18 protein-coding genes and 1 tRNA gene are annotated in these 14,284 nt (G+C 53.3%); 10 read left to right on the forward strand and 9 right to left on the reverse strand.

What is annotated here, in order from left to right; all coding sequences use genetic code 11:
* Positions 1 to 29 precede the first annotated feature (29 nt).
* From TDIS_RS04595 to TDIS_RS04610, 4 genes are read right to left on the reverse strand one after another with little or no spacing between them, the layout of a single operon-like run.
* A complete protein-coding gene (locus tag TDIS_RS04595) occupies positions 30 to 788 on the reverse strand; it encodes an ATP-binding protein (RefSeq protein WP_068669801.1) in 759 nt (252 codons plus the stop codon).
* Positions 789 to 2,387 carry a citramalate synthase gene (gene cimA, locus TDIS_RS04600; protein ID WP_068669803.1) on the reverse strand — a complete coding sequence of 533 codons (1,599 nt, stop codon included), beginning with the start codon at positions 2,385 to 2,387 and terminating at the stop codon, positions 789 to 791.
* Complete coding sequence (locus TDIS_RS04605; protein ID WP_244147478.1) at positions 2,384 to 3,631, reverse strand: aspartate kinase; 1,248 nt, start codon at positions 3,629 to 3,631, stop codon at positions 2,384 to 2,386. Before TDIS_RS04605 ends, cimA begins: the two co-directional genes overlap by 4 nt.
* Entirely contained in the window at positions 3,624 to 3,932 is a 309-nt protein-coding gene (locus TDIS_RS04610; RefSeq protein ID WP_068669889.1) for a DnaJ domain-containing protein, read from the reverse strand. Before TDIS_RS04610 ends, TDIS_RS04605 begins: the two co-directional genes overlap by 8 nt.
* 1 nt (position 3,933) lies before the next feature.
* Here TDIS_RS04610 and mtaB point away from each other — a divergent pair, with 1 nt between their 5' ends.
* A complete protein-coding gene (gene mtaB / locus TDIS_RS04615; protein ID WP_153303757.1) occupies positions 3,934 to 5,286 on the forward strand; it encodes a tRNA (N(6)-L-threonylcarbamoyladenosine(37)-C(2))-methylthiotransferase MtaB in 1,353 nt (450 codons plus the stop codon).
* On the opposite strand, the gene TDIS_RS04620 is transcribed toward mtaB, so the two are convergent.
* The 5 genes from TDIS_RS04620 to TDIS_RS10805 form a co-directional block, all read right to left on the reverse strand.
* Entirely contained in the window at positions 5,237 to 5,785 is a 549-nt protein-coding gene (locus TDIS_RS04620; RefSeq protein ID WP_068669808.1) for a CDP-alcohol phosphatidyltransferase family protein, read from the reverse strand. The two genes, mtaB and TDIS_RS04620, sit on opposite strands and share 50 nt — an antisense overlap.
* 55 nt (positions 5,786 to 5,840) lie before the next feature.
* A tRNA-Arg gene (locus TDIS_RS04625) sits at positions 5,841 to 5,914 on the reverse strand.
* A 376-nt stretch (positions 5,915 to 6,290) separates the two neighbouring features.
* Positions 6,291 to 7,346 (reverse strand): DNA-methyltransferase, encoded by a 1,056-nt coding sequence (locus TDIS_RS04630; protein ID WP_068669810.1) that lies wholly within the window; start codon positions 7,344 to 7,346, stop codon positions 6,291 to 6,293.
* A complete protein-coding gene (locus tag TDIS_RS04635) occupies positions 7,343 to 8,812 on the reverse strand; it encodes a HEAT repeat domain-containing protein (RefSeq protein ID WP_068669812.1) in 1,470 nt (489 codons plus the stop codon). The genes TDIS_RS04630 and TDIS_RS04635 overlap by 4 nt, the downstream gene beginning before the upstream one ends.
* A gap of 48 nt (positions 8,813 to 8,860) precedes the next feature.
* On the reverse strand, positions 8,861 to 9,478 hold the full coding sequence (locus TDIS_RS10805) for a LexA family protein (RefSeq protein ID WP_161939478.1): 618 nt from the start codon (positions 9,476 to 9,478) through the stop codon (positions 8,861 to 8,863).
* Positions 9,479 to 9,555: 77 nt separating this feature from the next.
* On the opposite strand from TDIS_RS10805, the gene TDIS_RS04645 reads away from it, so the two are divergent.
* Genes TDIS_RS04645 through TDIS_RS04680 form a run of 9 tightly spaced genes read left to right on the forward strand, consistent with a single transcriptional unit; the run spans position 9,556 to position 13,787 of the window.
* Positions 9,556 to 9,792 (forward strand): helix-turn-helix domain-containing protein, encoded by a 237-nt coding sequence (locus TDIS_RS04645; RefSeq protein WP_068669814.1) that lies wholly within the window; start codon positions 9,556 to 9,558, stop codon positions 9,790 to 9,792.
* Positions 9,785 to 10,657: a replication protein gene (locus tag TDIS_RS04650; protein WP_068669815.1), complete on the forward strand. Its 873-nt coding sequence runs from the start codon at positions 9,785 to 9,787 to the stop codon at positions 10,655 to 10,657. Before TDIS_RS04645 ends, TDIS_RS04650 begins: the two co-directional genes overlap by 8 nt.
* Before the next feature lie 34 nt (positions 10,658 to 10,691).
* Positions 10,692 to 10,886 (forward strand): hypothetical protein, encoded by a 195-nt coding sequence (locus TDIS_RS04655; RefSeq protein WP_068669817.1) that lies wholly within the window; start codon positions 10,692 to 10,694, stop codon positions 10,884 to 10,886.
* The gene (locus TDIS_RS04660; RefSeq protein WP_068669819.1) at positions 10,886 to 11,377 is read left to right on the forward strand and encodes a RusA family crossover junction endodeoxyribonuclease; all 492 of its coding nucleotides are present in this window, start codon (positions 10,886 to 10,888) and stop codon (positions 11,375 to 11,377) included. Before TDIS_RS04655 ends, TDIS_RS04660 begins: the two co-directional genes overlap by 1 nt.
* Positions 11,332 to 11,562, forward strand: coding sequence for an ACT domain-containing protein (locus TDIS_RS04665; RefSeq protein ID WP_068669821.1), 231 nt, complete (start codon positions 11,332 to 11,334; stop codon positions 11,560 to 11,562). The genes TDIS_RS04660 and TDIS_RS04665 overlap by 46 nt, the downstream gene beginning before the upstream one ends.
* A complete protein-coding gene (locus TDIS_RS04670) occupies positions 11,540 to 12,151 on the forward strand; it encodes a hypothetical protein (RefSeq protein WP_068669823.1) in 612 nt (203 codons plus the stop codon). The genes TDIS_RS04665 and TDIS_RS04670 overlap by 23 nt, the downstream gene beginning before the upstream one ends.
* Complete coding sequence (locus TDIS_RS04675) at positions 12,135 to 12,770, forward strand: P-loop NTPase family protein (protein WP_068669825.1); 636 nt, start codon at positions 12,135 to 12,137, stop codon at positions 12,768 to 12,770. The genes TDIS_RS04670 and TDIS_RS04675 overlap by 17 nt, the downstream gene beginning before the upstream one ends.
* Positions 12,767 to 13,363: a metal-dependent hydrolase gene (locus TDIS_RS10810; RefSeq protein ID WP_084270963.1), complete on the forward strand. Its 597-nt coding sequence runs from the start codon at positions 12,767 to 12,769 to the stop codon at positions 13,361 to 13,363. The genes TDIS_RS04675 and TDIS_RS10810 overlap by 4 nt, the downstream gene beginning before the upstream one ends.
* A 7-nt stretch (positions 13,364 to 13,370) precedes the next feature.
* The gene (locus TDIS_RS04680; protein WP_208595671.1) at positions 13,371 to 13,787 is read left to right on the forward strand and encodes a thermonuclease family protein; all 417 of its coding nucleotides are present in this window, start codon (positions 13,371 to 13,373) and stop codon (positions 13,785 to 13,787) included.
* The last annotated feature ends 497 nt before the right edge of the window (positions 13,788 to 14,284 follow it).

Raw genomic sequence — 14,284 nt, forward strand, 5'->3', positions numbered from 1 at the left:
AAATTGGGGGGCGGGTTAGCCCGCCCCTTTTAAGCTAACATTTCTTCAAAGAGTCTATACGCCTGCACAAGAAGAGGGTGTTCTGAGGGCAAGTCCCAAATAGGTCTTTGGTTGACTTCTAGTTCAAATATCTCTTTACTTTCCGAAAGATAGCCTAGAAACGAGAGGGTTTCCTTTTCGCAGGTCTCTCTAACATATTTGTCCAAGGCTTCAGGAATCTCTTCAGGGGCTCGGTTGACGAGTAACCATTTGTGCCCAACCTGAAGCTGAAGGGGTTTCACCAGGGCAGCAATTCGAGCCGCCGTAAGAACCCCCCTCGAAGAGGCGTCTGAGACCACCAGGAGATGATCGATCTCCGTCATGTTTAATCGGGAGAGATGTTCCATCCCGGCCTCGTTGTCCACTACCATGTAAGCGTAACTCTTCTCAATTTTCTGTAAGGCCTGAGAAAGAAAAGAATGGGCCGCACAATAACATCCCGGCCCTTCAGGCTGTCCCATCACTAAAAGATCGTAACCTTCGGCCTCTACCATGGCTTCATGGACCCTCATCTCCATAAAATCTCCCCGGGACATACTCTCAGGGACACTGGTCCTAAGCTCGTTCTTGACTTCTCCCAAAGTGGTTTCCACCTCAAGCCCTAAAAGCTCATTCAAATTGGCATTGGGATCGGCGTCCACTGCCAGCACCGGCCCCTTGCCAGTTTCCACCAGATAGCGAATGAGAAGCGCAGCGGTCGTGGTTTTCCCGGTCCCCCCCTTGCCAGCCAGAGCAATCCTTACCGCCATTTAGGCCTCCTTCCTTTGACGATCCCGGAACAATTTATAGGTATAGCTCTCGATCAAGGCCTGACAACTGGCCTCTAAGATGTCATGGGAGACCCCCACCGTGCCCCACTGACCATCTCCATCCCGGGAGGTAATAAGGACCCGAACTCTAGCCCCGGTCCCTGGAGTCCCCGGAAGAACCCGTACTTTGTAGTCCTCAAGCTTCATTTCTTTCAGCTGGGGATAGAATCTCTCCAAGGCCTTACGGATGGCATGATCCAGGGCGTTTACCGGACCATTTCCTACGGCCGCCGTATGTTCCACCTCCCCCACCCCGGGCGGGACTCTCACCATCACCGTGGCCTCTACCAGAAGTGGGCCTTCCTTGGTGGGTTTCATATCAAGCACCCGATATCCTAGGAGCTCAAAATACTGTTTCGGCTCTCCTAAGAGACGATACATGAGAAGTTCCAGAGAAGCCTCTGCAGCCTCAAATTCGTAGCCTTCGGCCTCTCTCTTTTTTACTTCCTCTACGATCTTGCCTACTACCGGGTCCTCCTGGGAAAGCTCAAGGCCAAATTGACGGGCTTTATACACAATATTGCTCCGTCCAGAGAGGTCCGAAACCAGAACCCTACGAGTATTCCCCACCAACTCCGGCTCGATGTGTTCGTAAGTCCTGGGATGCCGCAGGATGGCTGAAACGTGTACTCCCCCTTTGTGAGCGAAGGCGCTTCGGCCTACATAAGGAAGATTTCTAGGATGGGGAAGGTTAGCTAACTCGAAAATAAACCTTGAGACTTCAGTAAGACGAGGGAGATTCTTGCCGGCCTCGCACTCCACGCCCATCTTGAGGACCAGATTCGGAATGATGGAACAAAGATTGGCGTTCCCACACCTTTCCCCCACCCCGTTCATGGTCCCCTGAACTTGCGTTGCACCTTCTAAAATCGCAAAAAGACTGTTGGCCACCGCACAGTCCGAATCATTGTGGGCGTGGATACCGAAAGAAATCTCTTGTCCGAGGCGTTTTTTGACCTCCCGGATAATTTCTACCAGCTCATGAGGAAGAGTGCCTCCATTGGTATCGCAGAGCACCAGACAATCCGCCCCGGCTCCCCAGGCTCGTCTCAGAGTTTCCACGGCGTAATCCGGATCCTCCTTGAAGCCGTCAAAAAAGTGTTCGGCATCGTAAAAGAGTTTTTCCACGTGCGGCCTAAGGAACTTCACTGAGGACTCAATGATCTCGAGATTCCGTTCCAGAGTGGTCTTTAAGGCCTCTTTCACATGTATCGTCCAGGACTTTCCGAAAATGGTCACCACCGGAGTCTTGGCCTCAAGCAGGGCCTTTAAGTTTTCGTCAAGATGGGCTTCTTTCCGTGGATGATGCGTGCTTCCGAAGGCCGCGATCCTGGCATGTTTGAGTTGATAGTCCCGAATCTCCTTAAAAAAACGGGCGTCTTTGGGGTTTGAACCTGGCCATCCGCCCTCAATGTAATCTATACCCAGTTCATCAAGTTTCAGAGCTACCCGGATCTTGTCCTCAAGTGAAAGATTGAACTCCTCGGCCTGTGTGCCGTCCCGGAGAGTAGTATCATAGATCTCAATCCGGCGGCTCATTTTTCCTCCTCGGGAGGAATATCCAAACCGAAGGCCTCATGCAAGGCCCTGACCGCAAGTTCGGTATATTTTTCCTCGATCACACAGGAAACCTTGATCTCAGAGGTGGAGATCATCATGATGTTAACTCCGTGCTTGGCCAGGGTCTCAAACATCTTGGAGGCCACGCCGGAGTGAGTCCGCATCCCTGCCCCCACAATGGAGACCTTGGCGATGTTCTCGTCTCCCTCAACCCGCTCGGCCCCTATTTCCCGGGCCACTTCTTCGATAATCTTCAAGGCCTCACGCAGATTGGTCCTGGGTACGGTAAAGGTAAGGTCAGCCTTACCGTCTGTTCTTGCGGTCTGGATGATCATGTCCACCAGAATGCCTCGCTCGGCAATAGGACTAAAAATCTTGGCTGCCACCCCCGGCACATCCGGTACCCCGTAAAGACTGATACGGGCCTCGTTTCGATTGTAGGTTACCCCTGATACCAGGACCTTTTCCATATCTTCATCCTCCTCGGTAATAATGGTTCCCGGAGCCTCCGAAAAGGTAGAACGTACATGGATGGGAACCTTATAAACCATGGCAAATTCTACCGCCCGAATCTCAAGGACCTTGGCCCCGGCGCTGGCCAACTCTAGCATCTCCTCATAAGAAAGCTTGGGAATCTTACGAGCCTTAGCCACGATACGGGGGTCGGCAGTGTAAACCCCCTCCACATCCGTAAAAATCTCACAGAGATCGGCTTTGAGGGCCGCTGCCAGAGCTACGGCCGTGGTGTCCGAACCTCCACGTCCCAGGGTGGTAATGTCTCCGTTTTCCGTCACCCCCTGGAAGCCAGCCACCACCGCGACCTTCCCTTGAGAGAGGATCGCCTTCAACCGTTCGGTCTTAATGTCCTGGATGCGAGCCCGGGTAAAAAGTTCATTGGTTAAGATAGGGATCTGATACCCCAGAAGGGCCTCCGCAGGATAACCCATAGTCTGGAGAGTAATGGCTAAAAGGGAAGCCGTAACCTGTTCCCCGGTAGAGACTAACATATCGAGCTCCCGGGGCGAGGGCTCCGGCGTGATCTCGTGGGCCAGAGAAAGTAACCGGTCGGTCTCTCCGGCCATAGCCGAGACCACTACCACTAAATCATGCCCCTCATCCCGATAGCGGGCCACCCTGCGGGCCACATTCCTGATCTTTTCAAGATCCGCTACCGAAGTCCCTCCGTATTTTTGTACGATGAGCATTTCCTCTCCCTCACTCATTTTTAGACCCTCTTTTTCCTGCCCAAACAGGGTCCTCTCCGAAATGTATGACCCACCATTCCTCAGCACTCGCCCCCCGGTCGTTGGGGGTCAGTTCTATACGATAGTGTTCACAATATTCCATCAAAAGGTTATAGGCCTCGTTCAGGGCCTTCATCTTTTCAGGATCTCCGCCCCGGTCGGGATGAAAACTTGCGGCCAATCGGCGGTAGGCCTCCCGTATCTCGGCCCGGGAGGTCTCCCGGGGGAGCTTGAGAAGTCTTCTGGCGGCCTCAAGTTTCTCCCACTTGTTAGGTGTCATAGTGCGATTTACAGTAATCTTTTTTAAGGAAGTCGGCAAGAAGATGAAGCTTTCTGGAAGGCGCATAGCAGTCATAACTCTGGGTTGCAAGGTCAACCAGGTGGAAGGGGCCTTCCTGCGGGAAACCCTGGAGGCCCAGGGGGGTATTTTGGTCTCTTTCAGGGAGCGAGCCGACCTTTACGTCCTCAACACCTGTGCGGTCACCGCCAAAGCCGCCTATGAAGGCCGAAAGCTCTTGCGACGGGCCCTAGAAGCCTCACCGGAACTAGTAGTGGTTACCGGTTGCTATGCCCAGACCTTTCCGGAAGAGATCCTCAAGGCCGGGAAAGGCCCCGTAACGGTTCTAGGTCATGCCGAAAAGTTTAGATTGGTCGAAATCCTACTTGCGGAAACCCCAAGCACTCTTGCCGGCGAAATCCTGGTTTCCCTGGTAGAAGAACTAAAAAAGGCTGCCTCAGCCCCCATCAAGAGTTTCCCCGGCCACAGTCGGGCCTTCTTGAGGATCCAGGATGGTTGCAGCGCCCGTTGTGCTTATTGCATTGTGCCCCTGGCCCGCGGTCCGGCCCGGAGTCTTCCCGAGGAGGAAATATTAAAGCAGGCCAAGGCCTTCGTTGAGGCTGGCTATCGTGAGATTGTAGTAACCGGCATCCATCTTGGGGCTTGGGGCAGAGATCTCTCCCCTCCGCAGTCCCTCACAAGCCTGCTCCGGAAACTTGAAAGTCTGGGAGATTTCAGGCTCAGGCTATCCTCCCTCGAGGTCACCGAAATCACCGATGAACTTCTTTCCTGGGCCCGCGAATCTGAAAAATTTTGCCCCCATTTCCACGTACCTCTTCAGAGCGGATCCAACCAGGTACTTGCAGCCATGGGACGAAACTATTCCGGGGAACTATACCTTGAGACCCTGAGAAAAATTCGACAAAGCTTTCCGGAGGCCGCCCTAGGAGCGGATGTGTTGGTCGGTTTCCCTGGAGAAACCGAAGAAGATTTTTCCAGAACTTATAAACTAATAGCCGAAAGTCCTCTCACCTATCTACACGTCTTCCCCTATTCCCCAAGACCTGGAACCAGGGCTTATGGTAGACCTTTGGTCCCCTCGGAAGAAGTCTCCCGCCGAACCAAACTCCTGCGAGAACTAGCGGTCAGAAAAAAAAGGACCTTCTTCCAGGCCCAATTAGGCCGAATACTAGAGGTTCTGGTAGAAGGGATAGACGAGGAGACCAGGCTTCTTAAAGGTCTTTCTCAAAATTACGTCCCGGTCCTCTTTGAGGGTCCCGAAGACCTGAAGGGTAAGATTGTAAGAGTTAAGGTCGTCGGGGTGAAGGGTTTTCAGATCTATGGGGAAAGGCTTTAAAAGCGAGATAGAGGTAGTGCAGCCCTGAGGCTACGGTAAAAAAAGCCGTAAGGGAAAAAAAAGGGTTCAGGAACCTGTTAGAAATCCCGGCCAGGACGAGCGCAGCGGTGATCACCTGAAAAGTAGTGTTTATCTTGCTCAAAAGGGTGGGTCTTACCTCTGGAGGAACCACAAAGAGATAAAGGATTAGAAAACCACTCACGATGAGGACATCTCGGCTCACTACCAGCACGGCCAAAGAGGCGGGAAGATAACCCTTCCAGGCACACAGTATATAAATGGTATCCAGCAAAAACTTGTCGGCCAAGGGATCAAGGATAGCCCCCAGAAGCGATTTCTGCTTGAGAACTCGCGCCAAAAAGCCGTCCAGGGCATCCGAAGTCCCTGCCGCCAAGAAAAGAACGAAAGCCTCCGTCCTTCGGCCAGAAAGAAGGGCAATTACGATAACAGGAATTAGCAACAGTCGAAATACCGTAACCAGGTTGGCCCAAGTAAGCATACAATGCGAAGGATACTAGGAAATCTGAGGGCTCGAAAGGAGTTTTTTAATCAAGCGCCCCCGGGAGGACTCGAACCTCCGACTCCGGGATTAGGAATCCCGTGCTCTATCCGCCTGAGCTACGGGGGCAAAGTGCCGAAATTGTTATTCTGTAGGAATCTTACCAGGATCAGCCCCTGGCTTCAAGAGCGTTCAAATCGGGTCAAAACAGACCAATTGCAATCAATTTTGCTTGCAGTTTGCTTGCACCCGTTAGCATGCTCATGGAGAGTTTTCAAAAGTGCCTTTATCACGCCCAATTCTTTTAAATGCTGGCAACCGACTTTAGCCACCGATATCCTGCCGAAAACGATTTCGAAAGCCCTAAATTTAGGACTAATCACTGAAAATACTTAGGACTAATTGCGTTACAGCACTGTTTCACTCCGTTGTACAGGATAAGTTAGTCTTTGAGGTTCCAGTTATCTTTCTCGTCACGCTACTTCACGACAGAGCCAACATTAAGCTAAAATCTATCAAATTTTTCCTGACCTTTAAGATTATCAATTAAAAACTCTTTAAATTCTTTTTCAAATAAATTGAATGTTGTTTTTTTGAGCTCGGATAGATCTATAACATCATTTTCTTCAGAAATTAATTTACTATAAATGCTTTTAACTATCTTTTCGTTTATTGTGTCTAAAAATCGGAAAGCAGAGGTTGCAAGATAAATTTGATTAATTTCAAAGGCAATCCATTTGCGACCTAATTTTTCTGCCGTTGCTCCAGTAGTATTTGAACCAGCAAAAATGTCTAAAACCACATCTCCTGGGTCGGTCAAAAACTTTATAAAAAATTCAGGGAGCTTTTGCGGAAATCTTGCAGGATGAGGTTTTACACCTACTATTTTACAACACCTTAAATATTGCGAATTACTTTCAGTATTTGGTATCTCAAGTAGGTTAGAAGGGATTGCTCCTCCCTTATTTTCAGAAAAGCGTTTACTTATGTTGTGTCCGGAAGGCCTTTTTTTGGGAGAATAATATTTTTCACTATTCTGAAGAAGAATTTTCATTCTTTCAGAATAAGGAACTAGTACTTTAGTAACATTTGCTTTGGGAAAATCGGATTTTGATAACCACCATATAGTATTAACAGCATCTTTAACACGAATTTTGCGTTTGTTGACCCATTCTATAGGAGATGGAAGTTTAGATGGATTATACCAAAAAAATTCTTCTGCTAAATTCCATCCCTGTTCATCGCAAAGTCTTATAAGAAGTCTATAGTTATAAAGTGAACGTACAGGTCTCCCTTTAAGATAAACTCCTCCGAGGTCAAGTACAAAACTACCTGTTTTTTTTAATACTCTCTTTACTTCAATGGTAAAATTTAAAAGCCAATCTATATATTCATTTTGATCTACATTGCCGTAATCTTTTTGACGTTGTAATGGAAATGGAGGTGAAGTTATTACAAGATCTATCGATTCTTCTGGTAGGAATTTAAGTAAACTCAAAGCATCTCCTACATAAGCTTCCCCTAAACGCGTTTTATACAACAATTTGAACGAAGATTTCATAAATTCTCCTCTAATCTCCAAATCCAGCTTGACATTATTTTCCAAAATACAGTCACAGCAAAATATACCTCTTTATCTTTCATCTTAATTTGTTCCATTCCATTGATATATCTCTGGGGATCCTGCATACCAATAATATAAGCAACCCATTTCCGAGCTTCTTCATCAGTCAAAAGATCTAACATTTCTTCGAGTCTAAATTTTCCTGTCTGGCTTAATGCCCATGCTATTCCTGCTCTTTCTAATTCATTACTTTCTGAAAATTTTTTTATTATTTCAAAAGTAAATTGTCGAGCAAGTTTACTTAAAGCCCTAGCAGCTTCAATTTGTATATTTTTTTCAGTGGCATTAAAAGCTTCAATGAGTGCATCTATAGCTCTTTTGTTGCTCAGTTCTCCAAGAGCCCAAGCCGCTCCAGCACGTATTTCTGCATCTTGCTTCTTATCTAAAAGAATTTCTATTAACATTTGGCAAGAAGCATCATTATTAATTTCTCCTAATATTATCACAGCTTCTAATCTGCATTCTAAAGAATCATTTGTTAAGCATTGTTTAATAAATTCATATCCAATATCATTTCCTTGTCGAAATAGACTTGCGGCTGCTTCAAGTTTTATAAGGAAATGTTCATATTGATCTTTAAGTTTCTTAACAAGAAGATCAGTAATCTCGGAAGAATGAAAAAAAGCAAGGGCTTTTATAGCAGCATATTTATTAGTTAATAATGAACTAGAGAGCCACTTTATAAAATCTTCTTCTGAAAATAGCCTCTCACATGGCAAAGTTGAGGTTACAGGAACTACAGAAGCTATGATCTGATTTTTAGTAATCTTTTCACCTTCTTTGACCAAAGGCTTCAATCTTTTGTTTTGCTTCCAAAGTTTTAAAGGTATAATTCTTCCGTTACTTTCTTTTCGATATTTCAACCGATCAGACTCAATTGATATAACAGTCCCGGCTGCCGAAGCAATACTTGCCGGCCATTGTATTCTCATCTCAAAACCTTCTTCTGCTCCTTTTGGTTGGGTTAAAATGGTAAGATTGTTTTGGTGGGCTAATCGTAAATCTCTAACAGACACATATTGAATAGGACCGTCTATTTCCCAAGATAATGGATTATTTCCTATTTGTTTGCATGCAACAAATGCAACAAAATCGTCATCTTTTAAGCCATAATCCCATTTCCGATTTTGATTAGATTCAGAATGAGACATAGAAATTTCAAGTTTACTTTTTGCTCTACATTCAATACATCTTCCGCATTTTATACAAAGCAAATCAGGAACTCTAATGCGTTTAATTTTTATCTTTTTCCAAATTTTAAAGCTCATTGATCCTCGTTCTAATTCAATAGGCTTATGTTCTAACTTTTTTAAATGATCAAAGATAGCTATGGTTCCTGTTGCGCCAAGAGAAATTTTTTTTAAAAAACTCTCATCAGATTTAAATGCCTTTCTATTCGCCATCTTATGATACTCCTTTTTTAGTACGCATTCTCAATAAGATGCGAGTTTTTAGTACTTCTTGATCTTCTGGCACACCACGCCCACGATTTCGTGCTCGTCGGTCAATTCGATTTCCGGGTATTTTGGATTCAGGGGGCGGAGGATCCGCTTGTCGCCGTAAACCTTGAGTTGCCTCAGCACGGCCTCGCCCCTGCCGTTGCACGCCACCACGTAGCTCCCGGAGATGGGCCTGCGGGTGGGGTCCACCACAATGATGTCCTCCTCCGTGAACTCGGGCTCCATGGAGTCGTCGTTGACTCTCAGGGCGAAGGCTCGCGGGCTCGCAGGGATCACCTCCACCCAGTCCCAGTGCTCCTCAGAGGCGCGGTCGGCCACCTTGAGGCCGTGGGAAGAGAGCTCTGTAGCTCCCCAGGTTTTGATCCAGCTCCAGGGGACCACCGGCACCTTCTCAACCCTCCTCACCTCAAGCCCCGCGGCCTCGGCAACCTCCTCAAAGGGCACCCCGAGGCCCAGGGCCAGCTTCTTCAGCGTTTCCACCTTGGGCTTTCGCTCGCCACGCTCAAGGAGCCGGATGTACTTCTCCGAGAGCCCGCTCCGCTTCGCGAGCTGGTTTATGGAGAGCCCCGCCTCCTCCCGCTTCCTGCGCACCCATTCGCCGAAGCTCACAGCCACACCTCCTGACATTTGTCCTATCCAAAAACTTTTCTCTTGACAATTTCGGACTTTTGTCCGATAATAAAACCATGTCCACCGTTCACTTTAATCCGGAGGTCCTGAGGAGGCTAAGGGAGGAGATGGGGCTCACCCGCGCCGAGCTTGAGGCCAGAAGCGGCGTGGACCGGGACACCATCTACGCCTGGGAGAGTGGCCGAAGGACGCCCTCGGCCCGGAGGCTGGCCCAGGTCGCCCAGGCCCTCGGCGCAAGGCTCGACGATTTTTTTGGCCCGTGTTCGGACTTTTGTCCGCAAAAAGATGGCTAGCCCCCAGGTGGAAAACGGCTACACCAGGATCGCGAACGAGCTCCTGGAGGCCCTCTGCCGGGCCAGGCTCGGGAGCCGGGAGCTCAAGGTAGTGCTGGCGGTGGTGAGGCTCACATACGGCTTTTTGCGCAAAGAAAACACCATCTCCCTGGGAAAGCTTGCGGAAATGACGGGGTTGAGAAGAGAGAGGCTCTCAGAAGTGGTCAAAGCCCTTGAGCGGAAAAATGTCCTGCGGGTCAGCAAGGAAAATGGCCGGCTGATCCTGGGACTGCAAAAAGACTACTCCAAGTGGACGGGAGGGGTGTCCCAAAAACGGGGTACCCCAAAATTGGGACTGTCCCAAAAAAGGGTGTCCCAAAAACGGGGAACAGGGTGTCCCAATTTTGGGGAACAGGGTGTCCCAAAAAAGGGGAACACCCACACCCCTCAATCCCTTGAGTCTCAAGCGTTTCACGGCCCCCTAAAGAAAATATATAAAGAAAACTTTAAAGAAACATCATCTATCTACAGAGAGGACGACTTCAAAGAAGTGATCTCCAAGTGGGAGGAGGTCTTCGGGGAGGCGTTTCCCCTTGAGAGGGCGCCGGAGAGCGTGAGGGCGGCGGACTTCATGCTTTACCTTCACGAGGCCGGGAGGCTCCCCGCGGTGAAGCGCCCCTCGGCCTACCTGAGAAAGCTTGCCGCGAGCGAGCTTGAGCCTTTCCCGAGCCTCGCCGAGCGGCGGGCCGCGGCCCGGGACGCAGAGGAGCGGATGCGCGAGCTCAACCGCCAACAGCTCGCCAAGCTCTACGCCCGCATGATGGCCGAGGGCTGGCCGGTCGAGGTCCCCGAGGAGCTCAGGCCCCTTGTGGCCCAAACCCAATAGGGGTTAAGTGAAAATTTTCACAAAGGGGGTAAGCATGGTGGAGCACGAGATCAAAAAGCTCATGGCGGAGTTCGGGCCGGAGGCTGTGCTCAGCGCCGTCTCCGAGGCCCTCTCCCGCTGGGTGAGGGTGACCGGCAGGTGTCTTCTGACCGGGCGCAGGCTTGCCCACGAGAAGATCTGCGGCTACTGCCGCCGGTGCCCGGTGAAGCCCCTTGAGAGGAGGGCCTGATGCTTGCGGTCTTCGTGCGAGGGGTGCCCAGGCCCCAGGGGCGGCCGCGGATCGTGCGCTTCGCGAACGGGAAGGCCGGGCTCAAGGACCCGGAGGCCAGCCGGGACTGGAAGAACTACGTGCGGATGTGCGTGGCCGAGAGGGTGGCCGAGCCCCTCTCCGGGCCGGTGGCCCTGGAGCTCTGGTTCTACCTTCCAGTGCCGAAAAGTTTCTCAAGGAAAAAGCGTCTTGCGGCCCTTTCCGGGGAGATCCTACCGGCCAAAAAGCCCGACCTCGACAACCTGGTCAAGGCGGTGCTCGACGCCATCCTGGGGGTGGCCGTGCTCGACGACCGGCAGATCGTGGAGCTCCGGGCTGGAAAGCTCTACGGGGCCGTGCCCGGGGTGGAAATCGTCGTAAAGGAGCCCGGGGAGTCCAGCTCAAAATCCCTTGAAAGGAGGAACGGATGCCGAGCTACACCCACGAGTTTGCTATCCGCTGCGTGGCTCTGAAGGAAAAGAGCGACCAGAACGTAGTGGAGGTCAAGCTTGAGATGGTGGTGCGGGACACGGAGGACCTCTCCTTCATCATGGACCTGGTGCGCCTCAAGCAGTTGCCCCTGGTCACGGTGAGCTTCCACTCGCCGCAACAGAGGCTTCCCCTGGAGGGAAAGGTTGAGTCTCGCCCTGCTAATTAGCCTCGCCCTCCTTGCGGCGGCCCCGGCCCTGGCCGAGGACCCGGTGTCCTTCATCGTGGCCCGGAGCCCGGAGCTCTCCGAGCTTTCAAGCTTCAACCGGAGCCGGCTCTCCAACCTCACGGTCAAGCTCCGGGGCACGGTAAAGCAGGGCCAGGAGACGCTCTCCGGCCTCACGGCGGAGGAGAGGGCCCGGGTCGGCTACGACCTCAGGCTCATCGCCGAGCTCCCGCTTTTCTCGCCCAAGGAGCGCCTGGAGATGAGGCTCAGGGAGCTCAGGCTCAGGCGGAGGGTGCGCCAGGAGGCCGCTAGAGCTGTGGCCCGCTACCGGAGCCTCAAAAAGACCGTGGCCAGGAGGCAGGCCCTGGTCGCCGCCGTCCGGGAGGAGTGCCTCTGGCTCAAGCGCAGGGTGGAGGCCGGGCTTGAGCCCTCGGAGCGGGTCATCTCCTGCGTGAAGGAGCTTGAGGGCCAGAAGGAGAAGCTCGAGACGCTCCGGGAGGAGCTCTCCGAGGCCCTTGAGACCGTGCTCTCAATGGTGGGGCCGGGGGACAGGGAGCGCCTCAAGGAGATCCTGGATGCGGAGGATCGTTAGCTCGTTTCAGAGGATCGGCCGGAGGTTCTACGGCACGGTCTCGGTTAAGGCCTTCGGCCGCAGGGTGGATCACTTCCGGCTCCGGGCCGGGATGAGCGTGCTCATCGAGGGCGGGCCGCTTTCCGGGAAAACGGCCTTCCTGCGGCGCCTGGCCTCTCAGCTCGCCGAGCTCCGGGAGCCCGTAATCTTCATTGATGCCACTTCCCCAGTGACCAAGTGGCTCTCCGAGGTCACGCCCCCGGTGCCCCTGAGCGCGAGGAAGGCCCTCTCCTGGAGGCTTGCGAACCTGCCGGAGCGGTTCTACCTCCTTCTCGACAACGCCGAACGGGTGGCCGACGGCCAGAAGCTGGAGGTGGTGCTGGAGCTCCTGGCCAGGGCCCGCACCGCGGTGGTGGCCGGGCGATCCTACTCCTCCCTCCACCCAAGGCTCCAGGCCCGCCTGCGTGAGGCCAAGGTGGTCTCCCTGGGTTGCGGGGCCGACACCTTCGACGCCACCTACGTGCTCGTAGCCGTGCTCATCATCTTGGTGGCGCTCTCCGGGATGCACCACCTGGTGCTCCTGGCCGCGGCCGTGCGCTACCTCTTCCAGGGGATCAGGATCGGGGGCCGAAGGATATGACCTGGCCGAGCCACATCCTCATGGGGATCGCGCTTGCCAAGGGCTTCGACCTTTCGCTTCCCTGGTGCGTGGCCGGGAGCCTGTTTCCGGATCTTGCCGAGATGCTTGCGAGGCGCATCGTGGTCCGGGGGAAAGCGGTCTTCGTCGGCCTCCCCCAGATCGCCCACCGCACCTACACCCACTCTCTGCTCTTCGCCGGGCTTTGCCTCCTTGCAGGCTGGGGAATCTTCCCGATCCGGAGCTTCTTCGCCGGGGTGCTCTTTGGGCACCTGCTTCTCGACGCCCTCACCGTGATGGGCGTTCCGGTGGTTGACGGGAGGCACCGCAGGGTTACCCTTTTCGGAGGGAAGATCCGCACGGGGTCGCTCGCCGAACTCGTGGCGGTGCTGGCCCTCGCGTTCACCACCTACGCCGTGGCCCCAGCCGTGAAGGTCGGTGGCCTTGAGGACCTCTACCAGCAGGGGGTGATAGACAGGTATGAGTACGAAAAGAGAAAGAAGGCCCTTTTCGATCTTCTTCTTTGGCGCCACTCTGGCCCTCCTCCTTCTCGGCACCTTCCTCCCTCTGTGGAGCGCCTACTCGAAGAGCCTTGAGGCCCGGGTGGTTAAGGTTTACGACGGGGACACGGTAACGGTTCTGCTGGGTGGGCGGCGCGAGAGGGTCCGTCTCATCGGGATAGACTGCCCGGAGCTCCGTCAAAGGCCCTGGGGAAAGCGCGCCAGGGACTTTCTGAGGCGGCTCGTCCTGCACCGCACCGTGCGCCTGGAGCTGGATGTTGATCCCTGGGATCGCTACGGGCGCCTCCTGGCCTATGTGTGGCTTGACGGCGAGCTCGTGAACGAGACCCTGGTCAGGGAGGGGCTCTGCCTGATCTACACCGTGCCGCCCAACGTGAAGCATGCGGAGAGGTTCCGGGAGGCCCAGAGGTGGGCCAGGGAGCACGGCCGGGGCTTCTGGGCCGAGGGCGGGCTCTCGGAAACGCCCTACCAGTGGCGCAGGCGCCACCGCAGGCACTAGCCTCCGCCTTCCATCCCCCACCCACCCGCCCTTCCTGCGGCCCTTGCGGGCCGGGGGCCTCGCCCCGCCTAAGCCGGGGGGCGGGCCTCGGCCCCACCGGGCGATCCGGCCCGTCCGGGTGGGCTCGCCCGCACCTGGGGTCCGGCCCGAAAAAGAAATCTAACCCACCGAAAATGCGCCTCTAAACGGCCCATATTTGGCCTCTAAGAGGATTTTTTTGGCCAATAGTATCGAACATATCGGGGCGAGAAAATCGATTCTGGGGCGAATCTGAGCGGATTTTTCACCGGGCTTGTCCTGGGACCACCTAACGGCTAGGGCCACCTAACCGGGTCATGATTTGAGTTGAGTTTCTGGCTCGCCACAGCCTCCCCCGCCACCGGCGCCCCCCTCCCCCGAAGTGCTCGGCCCCCTCCCCCCGCCGCGCCGTCGGCCTCGCCCCCGCTCCAGGGGGAGGGGGCCTGCGCTGTCTTTGAGGCTCGGTGCCTCCGGTGCCG

This window comes from Thermosulfurimonas dismutans (genome assembly GCF_001652585.1).
GTDB classification, from domain to species: Bacteria; Desulfobacterota; Thermodesulfobacteria; order Thermodesulfobacteriales; family Thermodesulfobacteriaceae; genus Thermosulfurimonas; species Thermosulfurimonas dismutans.

Coding starts and splice junctions, on each gene's coding strand:
- TDIS_RS04595 (WP_068669801.1), bottom strand. CDS start 788: ATGGCGGTAAGGATTGCTCTGGCTGGCAAGGGGGGGACCGGGAAAACC.
- cimA (WP_068669803.1), bottom strand. CDS start 2,387: ATGAGCCGCCGGATTGAGATCTATGATACTACTCTCCGGGACGGCACA.
- TDIS_RS04605 (WP_244147478.1), bottom strand. CDS start 3,631: ATGAGTGAGGGAGAGGAAATGCTCATCGTACAAAAATACGGAGGGACT.
- TDIS_RS04610 (WP_068669889.1), bottom strand. CDS start 3,932: ATGACACCTAACAAGTGGGAGAAACTTGAGGCCGCCAGAAGACTTCTC.
- TDIS_RS04620 (WP_068669808.1), bottom strand. CDS start 5,785: ATGCTTACTTGGGCCAACCTGGTTACGGTATTTCGACTGTTGCTAATT.
- TDIS_RS04630 (WP_068669810.1), bottom strand. CDS start 7,346: ATGAAATCTTCGTTCAAATTGTTGTATAAAACGCGTTTAGGGGAAGCT.
- TDIS_RS04635 (WP_068669812.1), bottom strand. CDS start 8,812: ATGGCGAATAGAAAGGCATTTAAATCTGATGAGAGTTTTTTAAAAAAA.
- TDIS_RS04645 (WP_068669814.1), top strand. CDS start 9,556: ATGTCCACCGTTCACTTTAATCCGGAGGTCCTGAGGAGGCTAAGGGAG.
- TDIS_RS04650 (WP_068669815.1), top strand. CDS start 9,785: ATGGCTAGCCCCCAGGTGGAAAACGGCTACACCAGGATCGCGAACGAG.
- TDIS_RS04655 (WP_068669817.1), top strand. CDS start 10,692: ATGGTGGAGCACGAGATCAAAAAGCTCATGGCGGAGTTCGGGCCGGAG.
- TDIS_RS04660 (WP_068669819.1), top strand. CDS start 10,886: ATGCTTGCGGTCTTCGTGCGAGGGGTGCCCAGGCCCCAGGGGCGGCCG.
- TDIS_RS04665 (WP_068669821.1), top strand. CDS start 11,332: ATGCCGAGCTACACCCACGAGTTTGCTATCCGCTGCGTGGCTCTGAAG.
- TDIS_RS04675 (WP_068669825.1), top strand. CDS start 12,135: ATGCGGAGGATCGTTAGCTCGTTTCAGAGGATCGGCCGGAGGTTCTAC.
- TDIS_RS10810 (WP_084270963.1), top strand. CDS start 12,767: ATGACCTGGCCGAGCCACATCCTCATGGGGATCGCGCTTGCCAAGGGC.